At 73.5% G+C, this 16,603-nt stretch carries 19 protein-coding genes; 7 read left to right on the forward strand and 12 right to left on the reverse strand.

The features are described 5' to 3' along the window. Positions 1 to 8: 8 nt before the first annotated feature. Positions 9 to 1,919 (reverse strand): glycogen debranching N-terminal domain-containing protein, encoded by a 1,911-nt coding sequence (locus AA0Z99_RS12015; RefSeq protein WP_413317665.1) that lies wholly within the window; start codon positions 1,917 to 1,919, stop codon positions 9 to 11. Between the two features lie 117 nt (positions 1,920 to 2,036). Between AA0Z99_RS12015 and AA0Z99_RS12020 the strand changes: the two genes are divergently transcribed. Genes AA0Z99_RS12020 through AA0Z99_RS12035 form a run of 4 tightly spaced genes read left to right on the forward strand, consistent with a single transcriptional unit; the run spans position 2,037 to position 6,368 of the window. Beyond that, on the forward strand, positions 2,037 to 3,059 hold the full coding sequence (locus AA0Z99_RS12020; RefSeq protein WP_413317667.1) for a LacI family DNA-binding transcriptional regulator: 1,023 nt from the start codon (positions 2,037 to 2,039) through the stop codon (positions 3,057 to 3,059). An 11-nt stretch (positions 3,060 to 3,070) separates the two neighbouring features. Next, the gene (locus AA0Z99_RS12025; RefSeq protein WP_413317669.1) at positions 3,071 to 4,318 is read left to right on the forward strand and encodes an extracellular solute-binding protein; all 1,248 of its coding nucleotides are present in this window, start codon (positions 3,071 to 3,073) and stop codon (positions 4,316 to 4,318) included. 20 nt (positions 4,319 to 4,338) lie between these two features. After that, the gene (locus AA0Z99_RS12030; protein ID WP_413317670.1) at positions 4,339 to 5,538 is read left to right on the forward strand and encodes a carbohydrate ABC transporter permease; all 1,200 of its coding nucleotides are present in this window, start codon (positions 4,339 to 4,341) and stop codon (positions 5,536 to 5,538) included. Next, the gene (locus tag AA0Z99_RS12035) at positions 5,535 to 6,368 is read left to right on the forward strand and encodes a carbohydrate ABC transporter permease (RefSeq protein WP_413317672.1); all 834 of its coding nucleotides are present in this window, start codon (positions 5,535 to 5,537) and stop codon (positions 6,366 to 6,368) included. The genes AA0Z99_RS12030 and AA0Z99_RS12035 overlap by 4 nt, the downstream gene beginning before the upstream one ends. A gap of 22 nt (positions 6,369 to 6,390) precedes the next feature. Here AA0Z99_RS12035 and AA0Z99_RS12040 read toward each other — a convergent pair whose 3' ends face one another. The 9 genes from AA0Z99_RS12040 to AA0Z99_RS12080 form a co-directional block, all read right to left on the reverse strand. Continuing rightward, on the reverse strand, positions 6,391 to 8,463 hold the full coding sequence (locus tag AA0Z99_RS12040; RefSeq protein ID WP_413317674.1) for a glycogen debranching N-terminal domain-containing protein: 2,073 nt from the start codon (positions 8,461 to 8,463) through the stop codon (positions 6,391 to 6,393). A gap of 164 nt (positions 8,464 to 8,627) precedes the next feature. Beyond that, positions 8,628 to 10,103, reverse strand: coding sequence for an MFS transporter (locus tag AA0Z99_RS12045; RefSeq protein WP_413317676.1), 1,476 nt, complete (start codon positions 10,101 to 10,103; stop codon positions 8,628 to 8,630). 15 nt (positions 10,104 to 10,118) lie between these two features. After that, positions 10,119 to 11,564 carry a glutamyl-tRNA reductase gene (locus AA0Z99_RS12050; RefSeq protein WP_413317678.1) on the reverse strand — a complete coding sequence of 482 codons (1,446 nt, stop codon included), beginning with the start codon at positions 11,562 to 11,564 and terminating at the stop codon, positions 10,119 to 10,121. Between the two features lie 105 nt (positions 11,565 to 11,669). Continuing rightward, positions 11,670 to 11,855, reverse strand: a complete 186-nt coding sequence (locus AA0Z99_RS12055) for a CsbD family protein (protein WP_413317680.1) — start codon at positions 11,853 to 11,855, stop codon at positions 11,670 to 11,672. A gap of 72 nt (positions 11,856 to 11,927) precedes the next feature. Beyond that, positions 11,928 to 12,473: a hypothetical protein gene (locus AA0Z99_RS12060; protein WP_413317682.1), complete on the reverse strand. Its 546-nt coding sequence runs from the start codon at positions 12,471 to 12,473 to the stop codon at positions 11,928 to 11,930. Further along, positions 12,470 to 13,057 (reverse strand): hypothetical protein, encoded by a 588-nt coding sequence (locus AA0Z99_RS12065; protein WP_413317684.1) that lies wholly within the window; start codon positions 13,055 to 13,057, stop codon positions 12,470 to 12,472. The genes AA0Z99_RS12060 and AA0Z99_RS12065 overlap by 4 nt, the downstream gene beginning before the upstream one ends. A 27-nt stretch (positions 13,058 to 13,084) precedes the next feature. After that, positions 13,085 to 13,393, reverse strand: coding sequence for a hypothetical protein (locus AA0Z99_RS12070; RefSeq protein WP_413317686.1), 309 nt, complete (start codon positions 13,391 to 13,393; stop codon positions 13,085 to 13,087). Beyond that, a complete protein-coding gene (locus AA0Z99_RS12075; RefSeq protein ID WP_413317688.1) occupies positions 13,390 to 13,578 on the reverse strand; it encodes a hypothetical protein in 189 nt (62 codons plus the stop codon). Before AA0Z99_RS12075 ends, AA0Z99_RS12070 begins: the two co-directional genes overlap by 4 nt. After that, positions 13,575 to 14,051, reverse strand: a complete 477-nt coding sequence (locus AA0Z99_RS12080; protein ID WP_413317690.1) for an Asp23/Gls24 family envelope stress response protein — start codon at positions 14,049 to 14,051, stop codon at positions 13,575 to 13,577. Before AA0Z99_RS12080 ends, AA0Z99_RS12075 begins: the two co-directional genes overlap by 4 nt. Before the next feature lie 169 nt (positions 14,052 to 14,220). Between AA0Z99_RS12080 and AA0Z99_RS12085 the strand changes: the two genes are divergently transcribed. The 3 genes from AA0Z99_RS12085 to AA0Z99_RS12095 are packed head-to-tail and all read left to right on the forward strand — an operon-like array spanning position 14,221 to position 15,642. Further along, positions 14,221 to 14,775 carry an RNA polymerase sigma factor gene (locus AA0Z99_RS12085; RefSeq protein WP_413317692.1) on the forward strand — a complete coding sequence of 185 codons (555 nt, stop codon included), beginning with the start codon at positions 14,221 to 14,223 and terminating at the stop codon, positions 14,773 to 14,775. A gap of 2 nt (positions 14,776 to 14,777) precedes the next feature. Beyond that, complete coding sequence (locus AA0Z99_RS12090; protein ID WP_413317694.1) at positions 14,778 to 15,335, forward strand: hypothetical protein; 558 nt, start codon at positions 14,778 to 14,780, stop codon at positions 15,333 to 15,335. After that, entirely contained in the window at positions 15,328 to 15,642 is a 315-nt protein-coding gene (locus AA0Z99_RS12095) for a hypothetical protein (RefSeq protein WP_413317696.1), read from the forward strand. Before AA0Z99_RS12090 ends, AA0Z99_RS12095 begins: the two co-directional genes overlap by 8 nt. Before the next feature lie 16 nt (positions 15,643 to 15,658). Here the strand turns inward: AA0Z99_RS12095 and AA0Z99_RS12100 are convergent, their stop codons facing one another. Together AA0Z99_RS12100 and AA0Z99_RS12105 are read right to left on the reverse strand one after the other, a co-directional pair. Continuing rightward, positions 15,659 to 16,039: a hypothetical protein gene (locus tag AA0Z99_RS12100; protein WP_413317698.1), complete on the reverse strand. Its 381-nt coding sequence runs from the start codon at positions 16,037 to 16,039 to the stop codon at positions 15,659 to 15,661. Further along, a complete protein-coding gene (locus AA0Z99_RS12105; RefSeq protein ID WP_413317700.1) occupies positions 16,036 to 16,575 on the reverse strand; it encodes a PadR family transcriptional regulator in 540 nt (179 codons plus the stop codon). Before AA0Z99_RS12105 ends, AA0Z99_RS12100 begins: the two co-directional genes overlap by 4 nt. Positions 16,576 to 16,603: the final 28 nt, after the last annotated feature.

Raw genomic sequence — 16,603 nt, forward strand, 5'->3', positions numbered from 1 at the left:
GCATCAATCTAGTGGCTGGGGGCCGCCGGCTCCGCGAGTGCCCGGTGCACCGGCACGACCGCGGCCGCGCTCCACGCCTGCGGCCGGCAGGACGCGGGGTACGCGACGGGCGTGGAGGCCTCGGCAGCCGAGAACCCGGCGAAGAGCTCGGGGAGGCGCCCGTCGAATGCGTCGGCCGCTCGCACGAGCTGCGCGGAGAGCACCCGCGCCTCCTCGTCGAGGCCGGCCCGCAGCATGCCCTCGATCACGATCCCCGTGTCGTGGGGCCACACCGAACCGCAGTGGTAGGAGAGCGGCCAGTAGCCGCCCTCGTCGCTCGCCATGGTCCGCACGCCCCACCCTGAGGCGAAGCGCTCGTCGACGAGCATGCGCGCGACGTGCGCCTCCTCGTCGGGGCTCAGCAGCGATGTGCCGAGCAGCTGCCCCATGTTCGAGGACTTCGCATCGACCGGTCTGCCGCTGCCGTCGAGGGCGATCGCCGGGTAGCGCTCGCCGCCCCGCTCGACCCAGAACGCGGCGCGGAACCGCTCGCGCATCGCGTCGGCCCACGTGCGCCACTCGGCGCCGTCGCCGCCGAGCGCCTCGAGCAGCTCGGCGCCGGCGCTCGCGGCCTGGCACGCCTGGGCCTGCACCTCGCACAGCGCGATGGGCCCTTCCGCGACCGAGCCGTCGCTGAAGCGGATGGAGTCGCCCGAGTCCTTCCAGCCCTGGTTGGCCAGGCCCGTGCCGGTCTCGTCGATGTACTGCAAGAACCCGGAGCCGCCGGGGCTGCCGTGGTCGCGCATCCAGGCCAGCGCGGCCTCGAGCGCCGGCCGCAGCTCGCGCACCGCCGCGAGCGGCAGCCCGTGGCGCCAGGCCTCGTGCAGCAGCACGATCCACAGCGGCGTCGCATCGATCGTGCCGTAGTAGACCGGTGGCAGCACGATGCCCTCGCCCGGCATCGTGAAGGCCCCCTGGCGGATCTCGTGCAGGATCTTGCCGGGCTGCTCGGCGGTCGCGGGGTCGATCGCGACGCCTTGGCGGGCCGCGAGGGTGCGGAGGGTGCCGAGCGCGACGTCGAGCGAGAGGGGCAGCAGCAGGCGCGCGGTGATGAGGGTGTCGCGGCCGAAGAGGGTCATGAACCACGGTGCGCCTGCGGCCGCGAAGGGCCCCTGGCCAGCGTCGAGGAGCAGTGCCTCGAGGTCGCCGAGCGCGCGCGCGGCCCAGCGGTCGAGGGCGGCGTCCCCGCTCGGGGCGAGGGCGCCGAGCCTGCGGCCGGCGGCGGGCCCGACGACCGCCGTCGCGTCGTGGAGCGTGAGCTCCAGCAGTGCGCCGCGAGTCTCGCCCGGCGGCACCTCCAGGCTCCACTCGACGTGCACCGAGTCGCCGTCGCGCCGCAGGGCGCCGGCGGGCGCCGCGAGCCGGAGCGCGCGCGTGCCGTCGCCGGCCTCGAGCCCATCGGCGCACTCCTGCCACCTGATCGTGGCGGGAGCCGGGAGCCCAGCCTTGACGCTCGAGAGCTCGGCGATCGAGACGTCGAGCGACAGGCGCACCGGTGCGACGACGGATGCGTCGAGGCCGTTGCGCACGAGCACGCGCTCCACGAGGCGACCGGCCGTGACCTCGCGCCGCCGCTCGACGAGCACTCGCGGATCCGGCGTCGCGTCGTCGATCGATCGCGCGATGCCGTGGAAGCTCGCGGAGCTCGCGGCGCCGGCCGTGGCCGTGCCCGTGCCCGTGCCCTCGACGGTCTCGCCGGCGATGGTGAGGCGCAGAGCGCTGAGGTAGCGCCAGTCGCCGTGGAACACGCCCTCGATCGGTGCTGCGCCCATGTCGCCCGACGCATCCGACCAGGCCTGGGTGGGGGCTTCGAGCACGACGAGGGCGTCGTGCAGCAGCGGCTGCCTGCCGTGCTCGTGCTGCGCGCGCTCGGTGTGCATCGATCGCCTCTTCCGGTCCTGCTTCACATCCGACGGTGGATACGCTACCGTCGCGATTGGAACGATCCAAGAGCGATGCGCAGCCACGCTGCGAGGAGCCGGCACGAAGGAGTGACGATGGCCACGACGCTCGTCGACGTCGCCGCCCACGCCGGCGTCTCGGTGCAGACCGTGTCGAACGCGCTCAACAACCCCTCCCTGCTCGCGGAGGACACCCTGGCCCGCGTCCTCGCCTCCGTGGATGTGCTGGGCTACGCGCCCAACATGCAGGCCCGGCGGCTCCGACAGCGCACGGTGTCGACCATCGGTCTGCGCATCGAGCCGATCGCCGACAACATCGCCTCCTCGCTGCTCGACCGGTTCCTGCACGAGCTGACCGCCGCGGCGGATGCGCAGGGCCAGCACGTCGTGCTCTTCACCGCCACCTCCGACGAGGAGGAGGTCGAGAAGATCCGCGGCCTGGCGCGCGGGCAGGTCGCCGACCGGTTCCTGCTCACGTCGACGCACGAGGGGGACCTGCGCGTGCCCGCGCTCATCGAGGCGGGGCTGCCGTTCGTGACCTTCGGTCGCCCGTGGGGGCCCTCGCCCCAGCACTCGTGGGTCGACGTCGACGGCGCAGCCGGCACCCGCCAGGCGACCGAGGCGCTGCTCGACAGCGGCCATCGACGCATCGGCTTCGTCGGTTGGCCGGAGGGCAGCGGCTCCGGCGACGACCGCCGGCTGGGGTGGGCGACCGCGATGCGCGAGCGGCTCGACCTCGACGGGCGCGACCTCGACGCGCTCACGGTGCGCAGCGAGGACGGCGTCGCTGCTGCGCTCGCCGCCTCGCGCACCCTCCTCGAGCACGGTGTCGACGGGCTCGTGTGCGCCTCCGACTCGCTCGCGACCGGGGCGCTCGGAGCCCTCGCGCAGACCGCCGAGCGCGTGCCGGTCATCGGCTTCGACAACACCTCGCTCGCCGCCGGTCTTGGCTTCCCGAGCGTCGACCAGAGCCTCGGCGAGGTCGCGGCGGCAGCGCTGCTCGCGCTCGACCCTGCGGCCGGCGTCACCACGACCCTCGTCACGCCGCAGCTGGTGCGGCGCGATGACGCACGGTGGGGGATCGCCCCCGCCGCCGACCGGGGCTCGGCCCCATCCTGAAAGGAACCACCATGCGACACAGCAAGCTGGGCAGCGTCGCCCTCGCCGGTGCGCTCGCTCTCGCCCTGGCATCCTGCTCGGGCGGCGGCGCCCCCGACGCCTCCGGCGAACCGGGCTCCGGAGCGTCCGGGGGCGAGCCGCTGACCATGCTCATCGGCTCCTCGGGCGACGCGGAGACGGCGGCCGTCCAGGCGGCGGCCGACGCCTGGAGCGCCGAGTCCGGCGTCGAGGTCGAGGTGATCGCCGCATCCGACCTCAACCAGGAGCTCGCGCAGGGCTTCGCGGGCGACACGGCACCCGACGTCTTCTACATGGGCTGGGATCAGTTCCAGACCTACGCGAGCGACGGCTTCCTCGAGCCCTACGCCGCGAACCTCGAGGGCGCCGACGCGTTCTACCCCGCCCTGGTCGATGCCTTCTCCTTCGACGGCGAGTTCGTCTGCGCGCCGAAGGACTTCTCGACCCTCGGACTCGTCATCAACACGCAGCTGTGGGCGGACGCGGGTCTGACGGAGGCCGACATCCCCACCGACTGGGCGTCGCTGCAGTCCGCGGCCGAGACGCTCACGAGCGGCGACACCGTCGGCCTGTCGATGGGTGCGGAGTACGCGCGCCTCGGCGTCTTCATGGAGCAGGCCGGTGGCGGCCTCATGGACGGCGAGGCGGTGACGGCGAGCTCGCCCGAGAACCTCGAGGCGCTCGAGTACGTGCAGGGGCTGCTCGAGGCGGGCGCGCTGCAGTGGCCGGCCGACCTGGGTGCAGGCTGGGGCGGCGAGGCGTTCGGCAACGGCTCGGCGGCGATGGTGATCGAGGGCCCGTGGATCCGCGGCGCGCTCGAGAACGACTTCCCGGACGTCGAGTTCCAGGTCGTCGAGCTGCCGGCCGGGCCGGCTGGGCAGGGCACCTTCACGTTCTCGAACTGCTGGGGCATCCCGGAGGGTCAGGACTCCGTCGACAGCGCGCAGGAGCTGGTCGCCTTCCTCACGAGCGACGCGCAGCAGCTCGAGTTCTCCGAGGCGTTCGGCGTGATCCCCTCCACGGAGTCGGCGGCAGCCACCTATGCCGAGACCTACCCGGAGAACGAGGCGTTCGTCGCCGGAGCCGACTATGCCGTGAGCCCCGTCGCGTTCTCCGGCGCAGCGGACGTGGTGGGCGAGTTCAACAACGCGATCACCACGCTGCAGGGCGGTGATGCGCAGGCCGTCCTCGACCAGGTGCAGACGCAGCTCGAGGCCGCCTACGAGGCCTCGCAGGGTTGACGCAGCCGGGCACGGACGACATGAGCACCACGACCGCAGCTCCGGCGCCGCCCACGCGGCGCCGGAGCGCGCGGCGCCAGACGCAGCGCGGCGGCGAGGCGATCGCCGGCTGGCTCTTCACGCTGCCGGCGATCCTGATCATCGGCGTCTTCCTGATCGCGCCGATCGCTCTGGCGCTCTGGGTGTCGTTCACCGACTGGAACGGCCGGAACTCGCCGCTGTTCAACGACAGCGTCGACGTGGTCGGGCTCGAGAACTACGCCGCGATCACCACGGACGACTCCCTCACCCGCGAGCTCTTCGGCCGCTCGATCCGCAACAACGTCTTCTACGTGCTGCTCGTCGTCCCGCTGCAGACCGCGCTCGCGCTCTTCCTCGCCGTGCAGGTCAACCGTCGCCTGCTGAGGGCGAAGGGCTTCTTCCGCACCGCCTTCTACTTCCCGTCGGTGACCTCGTCGATCGCGATCACGGGCGTCTTCCTCTTCCTCTTCGGCGCGACGGGCGTCGTGAACCGCGTGCTCGGCTGGCTCAGCATCAACGGCCCGAACTGGTTCGCAGACCCGCGCGGCGTCTTCCAGATCGTGCTCGGGCTCGCGGGGGTCGACGGCCCGCCCGCCGGCTGGGACGCGCCGGGGTTCCTCGGGGTCTCCGGCTGGGAGTGGGTGGCCGGGCCGTCGGTGGCCCAGTGCGTGCTGATCATCATGGCGATCTTCACGACCTCCGGCACCTTCATGCTGCTCTTCCTGGCCGGGTTGCAGAACATCGGCGCCGAGGTCGGGGAGGCTGCGGTGATGGACGGCGCCGGACCGATCCGCACCTTCTTCTCGGTCACGCTGCCCATGCTCAAGCCGACCCTGTTCACCGTACTCACGCTCGGCCTGATCGGCACGTGGCAGGTCTTCGACCAGGTGTACCTCACGCGCGGCACGCCGGCGGCGCCCACGTTGACGAGCCCTGCGTACCTCGCCTTCAACCAGGCGTTCGAGAACAACGAGCCCGGCATCGCAGCGGCGATCGCGTTCGTGCTGTTCCTCATCATCATCGCGATGACGCTCCTCCAGCGCTGGGTGCTCGGCGAGCGGGATGCGAGCGGCATGGGCACGAAGCGCGAGCGGCGCCGCAGGCGCGAGCGCGACGACCGCGAGGCGGGACTGATGGCGGAGGGCGCGGTGCGGCTGCAGGCCGGGCCGCAGAGCACGACGGGCGGAGGGCTCACATGAGGGAGCGGATCAGCGGTGGTCTGGTCGCGGGCTACGTCATCCTCGTCGTGCTGGCGATGCTGTACATCTACCCCTTCGTGATCGCGATCAGCAGCTCGTTCAAGACGGATGCCGAGGCGAACGGCGATCCGATGCGCCTCATCCCCGAGACGTTCACGTTCGCCGCGTACGAGCGCCTGTTCACCGGCACCGACCTGCCGCTCTGGGCGGCGAACTCGGTGTTCATCACGGTCGTCGTGACCGTCTTCCGGGTGTTCTTCGACTCGCTCGCCGCCTACGCGCTCTCGCGGCTGCGGTTCCGTGGCAGGAGCGCGATCTTCGCGCTGTTCATCGCTGTGCTGGCGGTGCCGAGCGTCGTGCTGATGATCCCGCGGTTCCTCGTGATCAAGGAGCTCGGGCTCTACGACAGCTACGCGGGCATGATCATCCCGCTGCTGGCCGATGCTGCGGGCATCTTCATCATGAAGCAGTTCTTCGACTCGATCCCCGCATCGATCGAGGAGGCGGCGCGCATCGACGGAGCTGGCGTCTTCCGCACCTTCTGGTCGGTGACGCTGCCGATGGCGACGCCGGCGCTCATCACGCTCACGATCCTGTCGTTCCAGGGGTCGTGGAACGAGTTCGCGCACTTCGTGATCTCGAGGCAGAGCCCAGAGCTGCACACGCTCACGACCGGCGTCGGCTCGCTCGTCTCCGGTCAGCTGGGCTCTGGCACGCAGTTCCCGCTGAAGCTCGCAGCGGCGGTGCTCATGACGATCCCGGTCGCCGTGGTGTTCTTCATCTTCCAGAGGCGCATCATGGCGACGACCGAGGGCGCCGAGAAGGGCTAGCGGTCGTGCGCCGGTCGCGGCCTCAGTCCTCGGGCAGCGGCGGCACGAGGTGCAGGTGCGGGGGGTGCTGCGACCCCGCGGAGCCCCTGCCGCTCGCGTTGATCTCCACGGGCTCGCGCGCGCTCGACCCCGAGCGCGAGCCCGACCGCGAGGCCGCCCCCGACTCGCCGCCCTCGCTGCGGTCGGCGTCGTGGTCGTCCCGACGCCGGCTCAGCGTCGACACGGCCGCGAGGTGGCGCTCGGCCATCGGCGCTCGCGAGGCCGCGGCCTCGGTGACGGCACGCAGCACGGGCACGACCGCTGCAGCGGACCACGCCTGCGGCGCCCGCACGCCCGGCAGCGGCACCGGGATGTCGGTCTCGTCGGTGCCGGAGCCCGAGTAGGCCTCCGGCATCCGACCGTCGAAGGCCTCGGCCGCCCGTTCGAGCTGGACGGCGAGCTGCTCTGCGGCGGTCGTGAGACCCGCTCGCAGCAGTCCCTCGATCGCGATGGCGGTGTCGTGCGGCCAGACGGCGCCGCAGTGCTGCGCGAGGGGCCAGTACTGCTCGGCGTCGTTCGCCATCGTGCGCAGCCCGAAGCCCGAGGAGAGCCGCTCGTCGAGCAGCAGCTGCGCGACCTCGGCCTCCTCCTGGGCGTCGAGCAGCGTCGTGCCGACCAGGTGCCCGATGTCGCTCACGAGCGTCGGCAGCCGGATGCCGTCCGCGTCGAGCGCCATCGCGGGGAACCGCGTCTGCTCGCCCTTCACCCAGAAGTCTGCGCGGAAGCGCTCGCGCATCCGCTGCGCCCACCCGCGCCACGGCTCGCCGTCATCGCCGAGCGCGTCGAGCAGCTCGGCCGCGCCCACGGCCGCGCGGCACGCGAGCCCCTGCATCTGCGCCATCGCGATGCCCCGGCGGTCGCCGTCGATGCGCTGGCACTGATCCTCGTCGTCGGCATCCTTGGCGGTGACGCCGAGGCAGTGCTCGTCGGGGCTCGTGACGAGCCCGTCGACGGTGTGCGACTGCATCCACCCGAGCGCGGCATGCAGCGCGGTGCGCAGCTCGCGCACGACCTCCAGCGGCAGGCCGGCCCGCCAGGCGTCGTGCAGCAGCACGATCCAGAGCGGTGTCGCGTCGAACGCGCCCGCGAAGACGGGGGGCGGCTCGACGCCGGGTCGGGGCGCCTGGGTCGCGCCCTGACGGATCTCGTGCAGGATGCGGCCCGGCTCCTCGCGGGTCACGGGGTCGTGCAGCACGCCCTGTCGCGCGGCGAGCGTGCGCAGGGTGCCCTCGGCGACCTCCGTGCCGAGCGGCAGCAGCAGCCGGCTCGCGATCAGCGCGTCGCGCGCCACCAGCGTCATGTGCCACGGTGCGCCGGCAGCGGGGAACGGCCCGTGGCCCGCGTCGAGCAGCAGGTGCTCGAGGTCGACGGTCGCTCGCTCGGACCAGCGGTCGAGCGCAGCCCTGCCCGTCAGCACCGGCTCGTCGAGGGCGGCGTCGACGGATCCGTGGAACGCGAGGGAGGGGTCGTCCACCTCGATCTCGAGCGTGATGCTCAGCCAGTCCTCGGGTGCGATGCGCGCTCGCTGCGAGACGACCACGCGGTGGCCGTCGACCCGCACGTCGCCGCCCGTGCTGCGCACCCGCAGCACGCGGGAGCCGTCGGTCACGACCGCCTCGCCTCCCACGAGCTCGAGCACCACGTCGGCCTCCTCGGGCGAGCCCGCCTCGACCGAGGTGGTCGGGGCGAAGGCGACGTGGCAGACGATCTCCACCAGGGCGTCGATGGCGTCCTCGCCGCCGTTGACGATCGTCGCGCGCTCGACCATGCCGCCGGAGTGCGCCTGACGCAGCTGCTCCACGGCGAGGCGAGGGCGGCGGCGCCGCGTGAGCGGGTCGAGCGCGACGGCGCGGAAGACGGTGCCGGCGAGCTCGTCGGTGGCGGCGAGCGGCTCGACCCGGAGGCCGTCGACCAGCAGCTCGATGCCGGAGACGTAGCGCCAGTCCCCGTGGAAGACGCCGTGCGAGGGCGCGCTCATGCCGCCGTCCTGCGCTGACCAGACCTGGGTCGGGGCAGCGAGGGCGACGTTCTCCGTCGAGAGGAGGGGCTGTCGCACTGCACTCCTCGCGCGCTCTGAAGACATGACGGATCCGTTCTTTTGCGGGTGGCGCACCAAACGCTAGTCCTGCACCTGCGCAGCCTGCCCAAGAGTGAGCAAGTCTTATCTTTTAGTTTGCTCAGGCTCGAGCGCAGGGTCGCAGCGCTCTGCTCGGCATCGCCTCAGGGCGTCGGAGTGCGAGCGTCGTAGGCGAGGAACGAGCGCTGCGCTCGCGTCACGACGGCGAGCAGCACGATGATGACGACCCCGCCGAACAGGGGCGGCGCCCACAGCGCGATGAGGGTCGCAGCGGCGCCGGCGTAGAGGTCGCCGATGCGCGGCCCGCCCGCGACGACGACCATGAAGAGGCCTTGCGTGCGGCCCCGCATGTCATCGGGCGCTGCCGTCAGCATCATCGTCGAGCGGAAGATGGCGCTGATCTCGTCGCTCGCGCCCATGCCGGCGAACGCGACCGCCGCCACCCCCAGCGCGACCCACGACACGTCGGGCCACTCCGGGCCGACCTCGCCGCCCCATCCCATCGCCATCGCCAGGATCACCGCGCCCAGCAGCGCGACGAAGCAGCCGTACAGCATGATCGAGCGCGACACGGCGACGCCGTGGCGGTGCACGTGCGCCACCGGACCGGAGAAGACGCTCGCGAGCAGCGTGCCGATCGCCGCAGCGGCCGTGAGCACGCCGACGGTGACGGGGCCGCCGCCGATCGCGACCGCACCCACCGCGGGCAGCAGCGCGAACGGCCGGCCGAAGGTCATCGCGATGATGTCGACGATGAAGGACATGCGGATGTTGGGCGCGCGACGCAGGAACGCGACGCCGTCGAGCAGCGACGCGAGGCCTGGGCGCACGACCGCGCCGAGCGGCGGCAGCTTCGGCAGCCCGATGATGCCGAGGAAGCCCGCGGTGAAGAGCACCGCGTCGATCGCGAAGGTGATTGGCAGGCCCACGCTCGCCACGAGCACGCCGGCGGCAGCAGGACCGACGGTGAGCATGATGCCCATCGCGATGCCGTTGAGCGCCGCCGCGCGGGAGATGAGGTGCGCGGGCAGGATGCGCGGGGTGACAGCGCTGCGGGTCGCCCCGGAGATGGTGTGCGCGACGGTGTTGATCGTCGTGAGCACGTAGAAGGGCCAGACGAGCGCGCGCTCGCCGGCGTCGATGAGCATCGCATCCCAGGTGGAGAGCGCGACGAGCCCCAGCACGGCCGCCCAGCCGGTGAGGCTCGAGACCATGAGCACCAGCCGCCGGTCGAAGGCGTCGGCGAGCATGCCGCCCCAGAGGCCCGCGACCACCATCGGCAGCAGGGCGACCCCGCCGACGAGCGCGACCATCATGGTGCTCTGCGTCATGTCGAAGATCTGCAGGCCGACGGCCACGATGGTCATCTGCGCGCCGATGCCGCTGATGGCGTTGCCGATCCACAGCCGCGCGAACGCCGGCGAGGATCGCAGCGGGGCCAGGTCGACGAAGCGGCGCCGCCGGAGCGGCTCGCCCGCGCTCGTGCTGCCGCCCGTGGGAGCCCCCGCGGGGTCAGCCGCGGATGCAGCGCCCTCTCCGGGCAGCCGTGCGCCGGCCGGCGGCAGGATGCCGTGCGCGCCGGTGGTGGGCTCTCCGCCGGATTCGAGGGGCTCGGTCACGCAGTGGCACCGCGCCTAGGCGACGTCGTCGATGCCGTAGAGCGCGTCGATGGCAGAGAGGAAGTCGTCGTGGCGGCCCTCGGCGGCGAGCTCTCGCGCGCGCACGGTGGGCTTGTGCAGCAGCACGCCGGCGAAGTGGCGCAGCGCCTGCTCGGCCGCCTTGCGCTCGGCCTCGGTGCTGCGCTTGGCGATGCGCTCGAGCTCGGCCTCCATGGCGTCCTCGACGTGCTGCCGGAGCGCCGTGATCGCCGGCCCCACCTGGCGCTCGGCCGTGCCTCGCTCGAAGCGTCGCGCCGCCTTGCGCACGAGGTCGCGGGCATCCTCGGTCGCCGTCAGGTGCTCGAGCGGAGCATGCAGGCGGATGGTCTCCAGGTCGAGCACCTCGACGCCGTGCACGGTCGCCACGTCGGGGTCGACGTTGCGGGGCATGCCCATGTCGATGACGAGCTGCGCGGCGCGCCCGTGCTCGACGGGGCACTCGGCCACCGCCGTCGCACCGCCGGCGTGCACGGGGCAGCTGAGGGGCGGCGTCGCGCTCGTCGCGCTGCTGAGCGTCGCGGTGCTGGTCGTCGGCGCTCCTGCCGAGGCGCCCGAGCCGACGAGGCGCATGGGGCAGCCGGATGCCTCGTGGTCGCGGTTGGCGGAGCCGGGGAACGCGTGGGTCGCCGCGAGCTGCTGCCGACCGGCGGCCAGCAGCGCGGCGTCGACCACGAAGCCGTCGGCGCTCGTGCAGGTGACGATCACGTCGGCGGTCGCAGCCGCCAGGGCCGCGTCGCGCCCGTCGACGTGGCCGATGGCGTGGCTGCGGGCGAACCCGTTGCCGCGCCCGGAGGGGCTCCAGACCTCGACGCCCGTCGCGCCGCGGCGGCGCAGCTCGGCGAGCGAGACGCCGGCGAAGCGTCCGGTGCCGACCAGCAGCACGCGGGCCTCGGCGAAGTCGACGCGCGCGCTCGCCAGATCGAGCGCGAGGCGCACGATCGAGCGGCCCGCCTCGCCGATGCCGGTGCGGTTCTTGATGCCGCGCTGGGTCTCCGAGGCGCGCTGGAAGAGGCGCTCGAGGTGCGGGCTCGTCGTGCCGGCCTCCTGGGCGGAGGAGAGCGCGCGGCGCACCTGCCCCGCGATCTCGCCCTCGCCGATCACGACCGACTCGAGGCCTGCGGCGACCGAGAAGAGGTGCTCGGCGGCGCGCACGTCGGTGAGCGGCTCGAGGGCCTCGGGGTGGTGGAAGCCGAGCGCATCCGCTGCCGCCGTCTGCGCGATGCCGGCGGCCTCCGCCGCATCCTTGTCGGTCTGCACGTCCAGGTAGACCTCGAAGCGGTTGCAGGTCGAGATGACGACGGCGCCGTCCACGGCGGGATGCGCGGCGAAGGCGGTGGGGAGCTGGCCTGCGTCTGCCGTCGACAGAGTCTCGAGAGCGGTGAAGTCGGCGTTCTTGTGACTCGCCGTGAGGCAGATCAGCACTGCACCATCCTACCGTCCCCCACTCTGCCGTCGGACGCACCGCATCCGCTGGCCGCGAACGAGCGGAGCGGCCCCGCCGATGGTCGACGGGGCCGCTCCGTGGGCTCACTTGCCGAACGCGTCCTTGGCCGCATCCTTCACGTTCTCGCCGGCCTGCTTGGCGTTCGCCGCAGCCTGCTCGGTCTTGCCCTCGGCCTCGAGGCGCTCGTTGCCGGTCGCGGCGCCGAACGCCTCCTTCGCCTTGCCGCCGAGCTCTTCAGCCTTGTTGCGGATCTTGTCGTCCATGCCCACGGGGGCCTCCTTCGATGGGTGCGCGGTTCGACGCGCGGTGACTGCGGCGCGGATGCGCCGCAGGGCGACGGGTCACTCGGCCCGTCGAGCGTGCGTGACGGCTGCTCGCAGACCGCCACTGAGGTGGATGAGGATGGGTGCCGCGGCACCCAGCTGCGCCCGGGTGGCGTCGGCGGCTGCTGCAGCCCGGTCGGCGAGCTCGTCGAGCCGGGCGCCGCGCCGGACGCGCAGGGTGACGTGCCAGGCGTCGCGACCGCGAGCCCGCCAGGGCTGGACCTCCACGTCGAGCAGGTCGGGGTGCTGCCCGAGCTCGTCGCGGAAGACGTCGCGCACGGCGTGCTTGTCGAGCGTGATCGGCCCGGCGACCAGCGCATCGTCGCTGCGGCCGCGACCACGGGTCGCTGCGTGCAGCACGGCGATGAGGAGCAGCGCGACCGCGGCGATGGCCGCGACGATGGGCCAGTCGAGCCCGGCTGCGGGCCCTGCGAGCGGCGCGAGGGCCGTGGCCACCGCCTCGGCCTGCAGGTGCCACAGCAGCACCAGTGCGCCGGCCGCGAGCCACGCGAGGCCCAGGACGATCAGGATCGCCCGGTTGAGGGTGCGGGAGGAGCCGCTCATGCGCTGCGCTCCTCTCGGACGACGACGCGCAGGCCCGGGGTCGGTCGCAGCGCATCGACGAGGGCGCGCACGGCGGCGTCGGCCGCGGGGGCGTCGCTCGTGAAGCCGCTCTGCGGCCGCAGCGCCACTGTCGCGACGGCACGGCCGAGCGAGGTGCTGGCGCGGTCGAGGGGCAGGTGCGAGCCGCGCGATGCGGCGCGGGAGATGGCGCTGGCCAGCAGCGCGTCATCGGCGAGCATCGCGATGCCCGGCCGCTGCAGCGCGTGCCGGCGGCGGCGCGCCGGCGTCAGCGCGGCGACGAGCATGCACGCGCCGAGCACCGCCGCTGCGGCGCCGATGGCGATCCCGACCGCGCCCGCGCCGCCCGCGAGCGTCGCGATCTCGGCGCTGCCGGGCAGTGCGAGGCCGGGGATCGTGGTGCCCGTGCGCTCGAGCACGAGCATCGTGGCGATCGCCGCGACGACGAGCGCCGTGACCCACAGCGCCACGCTCGCCGTGAGCGAGCGCGAGCGGTGGAGCTCGCGTCGCGTGAGGCGGCGCAGGGCGCGGGCATCAGCGGTGCTGCCCTCCGTGTGCGGAGTCATGTCGTGTCCTTCCTGGAGTCGCAGTGGTCAGCGGACTCGTGGCCGAGCGGGCGGCTCGCATCGGGTGATGCGGATCTCGCATCGGCCGAGCTGGGCACCGGTGAGGGCGCCGGCCCGCTCGAGCAGCTGCTCGCGCGAGCGCTCGGCCGCCGCCTGCACGGTGCCGGTGCCGAGCCGGATGGGCGTGGCGATCCTGAGGTCGAGGGTGCGACCGCGCTCGAGCACGTCGGCCCGCACGTCGTCGGAGCGGGCGCCGAACGCCTCCGCCGCGGCTGCGCGCACGGTGGCGCGCAGCGCGCGGGGGGCGATGGTCACGGCACCGGGCACGTCGGTCACCCGACGCTCCTGCCCCTGGCGGCCGAGACCGCGGCGCGGAGGTCGATCCGTCGCGTCGCGATGGCGCCCACGAGGGCGCCGAGCGCGGCGAGGGCGAGCCCCAGGAAGAAGCCGCCGGCTCCGAAGGCGAGTGCGAGCGCGGCCAGCGCGATGCCGGCGAAGGCGCCGAAGGCGATGGCGCTCATGCGACGCGCTGCCCCTCGGGCTCGTCGTCGTCGCCCGCGATGTGCACGTCGGAGACGGTGACGTTGACCTCTGCGACCTCCATGCCGATGAGCTCGACGATGGCGGCGCCGACGGCCTGTCGCACGTTCTCTGCGACGACGTGCAGCTGCTCGGGGTAGGCCACGACGATCGTGACGTCGGCGGCCACCTGGTGCTCGCCGACCTCGACGCGCACGCCCTGGCCGAGGTCGCTCTGGCCGATGGCGTCGCGCACCGCGCCGACGACGCGGGCCGCGCCGCCGCCGAGCGCGTGCACGCCCGGCACCTCGCGGGCTGCGATGCCGGCGATCTTGGCGACCACGGGGTCGACGACCACGGTGGTGCCGTGGATGCCCGTGGTGTCGGTGCCCTTGCCCTGCAGGCCCGTGCGGTCGAGCCCGGTGCTGCCGGTGCTGCCGGTGGTGCTGGGCTTGGCGGGGGTGGTGCTGCTCATGATGTCCTCCGATTCGTGGTGGGGCGGATCCGCCCCTCTGCACCTGAGACGGCACGAGCGCGGGATTCGTCACAGATCCGTTCGACGGTGCGCCTGGGACGGATTGGGAGCTGGTCGTCCATGCGTGCCGCGCCTCGCTCACCGCGGCGAGGGCGTACGATCCCGAACGATGACGACGCAGCTGGACTCTGCGCCCGACGCCCTCCTCGCGCAGCGCGCGAAGGACGGCGACGAGCGGGCCTACGGCGTGCTCATCCGACGGCACTCGCCGTTCCTCGTCGCCTTCGCGACCCGCTACCTGGGCGGCTCGAGCGATGCCGACGACGTGGTGCAGGAGGCGCTGATCGCCGGGTGGCGCCGCCTCGACGAGCTGCGCGACCCCGCGCGCATCCGATCGTGGCTCGCGACCTCCGTCGCGCATCGGGCGACCGACGTGCTGCGCACCCGGGCGCGGCGCGATGTGCAGCCGCTGCCGGATGCCGAGGTCGCCTCTGGCGCGCCGGCCACGGAGGCCGTGGCCGAGGGCCGTGCCGCGACGCGGGCGCTGGGCGACGTGCTCGCGGCCCTGCCGCAGGACCAGCGCGAGGTGTGGCTGCTGCGAGAGATGGCCGAGCTCTCCTACGACGAGATCGCCGAGCGGCTCGACATCAGCGCCGCCACCGTGCGCGGGCGCCTGGCACGCGCTCGCGGCGCGGTGCTGGCGGGGATGGCAGAGTGGAGGTGACGATGGACGACACGATCGGAGGATCCGGCCGGACGCTCGAGGAGCTGTCCGCCTACTTCGACGCGGGCCGGTCGCCGCAGATCGCGGCCATCGAGCAGGATCCTGAGTGCCAGGCGATGCTGGCGTCGATGGAGCGGATGTCGCGGCTCACGCGCGCGCTCGCCGTCGACGAGTCGCACGCCGTCGAGGCCGGCTGGGTCGATCGCGTGCTCGCGGTCGTCCGGGACGAGGTGCGCGCCGGCCGCGACCTGCCGCTCGAGACCATCGACGACCGCACCGAGACGACCGTCACCGAGGGCGCGCTGCGCGAGCTCGCCCGCCGCGCGGGCGACGAGGTCGACGGCGTGCTCGTCGGCAGCGTGGACCTGCGGTTCGACGAGCAGCAGGCGCTGCAGGTGCGCGTCACGATCGGCGTCCGCTTCGGCGCTCCCATGCGCGAGCGGGCCGACGAGGTGCGGGCGCGGATCCGCACGGCGCTCGCGGCGCACGCGCCGGCGCCCGTGCAGCAGCTCGACGTCGTCATCGACGACGTCTTCGAGGCAGGGGCCGCCGATGCCTGAGAGCCCCCAGCGCGTGGCAGAGCTCGTGGACGCGGCGGTGGCCGCGCTGCCCGGCGTGGCCCGGGCCTATCGCGCCGTGCCGACCGCAGCCGGCAGGGCGGCGCCCTCGAGCGTGCTCGCGCACGTCACGCTGCTGCCGCGTCGCGTCGGGGTGAGCGTCGGCGTCACCGAGGCCGATGACTCCCGCGCGGTCGCCGCCGCCGTGGCCGGTGCCGTGCGCGCCGCGCTGCCGGAGGACTGGAGCGACGCCGCGGTGCGCGTGCAGGTGCGGCGCATCGAGCAGCGCGAGGCGCCGCCCGAGGGCTGAGCCGTCGGCGCCCGGGTCACGGCCCGAGAGCGACCACGAGCGCGGCCACCGCGAGCACGGCGCACGCAGGGGTCATCGCGGCGCGCTCCGCGCGGCTGCGGGAGATGGCGTTCATGACGATGCCGATCCCGAAGTAGGCGACCAGCACCCAGGTCGCGACCTCGACGAACGGGGCGCCGCCGCCGGGCAGGGCACCTGCGCGGCTGAGCAGCACCGCGGCGAACGCGGCGTAGAGCACGATCGAGACCGCGCTGCCGATGCGCAGCGCGCGCGGCAGGACGCGGTGCTGCCCTCCCCAGACGAACCGGCCGACGGGCCGGCCAGCGGCGGCGAGCACCTGCAGCCCGGCGAGGCCCGCCAGCACGATCGAGGCCACGACGGCTGCCGCGACGCTCATCGCGTGCCCTCCGCCTCGGCGAGCTCGGACACCCAGTCGAGCGCCAGCGCGAGCGATCGGCGCCCGTACTCGAGCGTCGCGAGCTGCGGCCGGAGCAGGGGGTCGAGCAGCGCCTCGGGACTCGCCGCCGACGGCATGGTGCCGGCCAGCGAGGCCAGTCGATCGTCCTCCGCGCGGAGCCGCATCAGGATGCCGTCGATGACGCGCAGCCGATCCTCCGGCGCCTCCAGCCGCCCGAGGAAGAAGACGCGGGCGAGCATCGCGGTCTCCAGCTCCGAGCCCGTCGGCGGCGTCAGCATCCACTCCCTCCATGCCTCGCGGCCCGCGTCGGTGATGCGGTAGGGCTTGCGACCCCGCGCGGCGACGGCCGCTGCGTCGACGACGACGCGGCCGTCGGCGGCCAGCTGGCGCAGCGCGCGCTGGATGCTGCCGGCGCTCGCGCTGTAGAAGAGCGACACGATCCGCTCGAAGTGCCGCTGCACGTCGTAGAGCGAGAGGGGGCCGCCGAGCAGCATCCCGAGGATCACGAACTGCATCGCGCCAGCGTACATGCCTATGAGGCAT

Source organism: Agrococcus phoenicis, assembly GCF_047302415.1.
Classification (GTDB): domain Bacteria; phylum Actinomycetota; class Actinomycetes; order Actinomycetales; family Microbacteriaceae; genus Agrococcus.